At 56.8% G+C, this 1,089-nt stretch carries 1 rRNA gene; it reads left to right on the plus strand.

The features are described from left to right. Positions 1-1,089 (plus strand): 23S ribosomal RNA (locus NW895_RS41125); the annotation flags it as partial.

A 1,089-nucleotide genomic window follows, 5' to 3' on the forward strand; every position in this document is an offset into this window, starting at 1 on the left:
ACACCCAAGTAGCACGGGGCCCGAGAAATCCCGTGTGAATCTGGCGGGACCACCCGCTAAGCCTAAATATTCCCTGGTGACCGATAGCGGATAGTACCGTGAGGGAATGGTGAAAAGTACCCCGGGAGGGGAGTGAAATAGTACCTGAAACCGTGTGCCTACAAGCCGTGGGAGCGTCGGACATCAGCTTGCTGGTGTCTCGTGACTGCGTGCCTTTTGAAGAATGAGCCTGCGAGTTTGCGGTGTGTTGCGAGGTTAACCCGGGTGGGGTAGCCGTAGCGAAAGCGAGTCCGAAGAGGGCGATTCAGTAGCACGCTCAAGACCCGAAGCGGAGTGATCTAGCCATGGGCAGGTTGAAGCGGAGGTAAGACTTCGTGGAGGACCGAACCCACCAGGGTTGAAAACCTGGGGGATGACCTGTGGTTAGGGGTGAAAGGCCAATCAAACTCCGTGATAGCTGGTTCTCCCCGAAATGCATTTAGGTGCAGCGTCGTGTGTTTCTTGCCGGAGGTAGAGCACTGGATAGGCGATGGGCCCTACCGGGTTACTGACCTTAGCCAAACTCCGAATGCCGGTAAGTGAGAGCGCGGCAGTGAGACTGTGGGGGATAAGCTCCATGGTCGAGAGGGAAACAGCCCAGAGCATCGACTAAGGCCCCTAAGCGTACGCTAAGTGGGAAAGGATGTGGAGTCGCAGAGACAACCAGGAGGTTGGCTTAGAAGCAGCCACCCTTGAAAGAGTGCGTAATAGCTCACTGGTCTAGTGATTCCGCGCCGACAATGTAGCGGGGCTCAAGCGTACCGCCGAAGTCGTGTCATTGCAGCATGAGGCCCAACGGCCGCTGTGATGGGTAGGGGAGCGTCGTCTGCCGGGTGAAGCAGCACCGGAAGGTAGTTGTGGACGGTTGACGAGTGAGAATGCAGGCATGAGTAGCGATTCACACGTGAGAAACGTGTGCGCCGATTGACTAAGGGTTCCTGGGTCAAGCTGATCTGCCCAGGGTAAGTCGGGACCTAAGGCGAGGCCGACAGGCGTAGTCGATGGATAACCGGTTGATATTCCGGTACCCGCTGTGAAGCGTCAAACATC

The sequence above is a fragment of the Streptomyces sp. S.PNR 29 genome, from assembly GCF_030386795.1.
Taxonomy (GTDB): Bacteria; Actinomycetota; Actinomycetes; order Streptomycetales; family Streptomycetaceae; genus Streptomyces.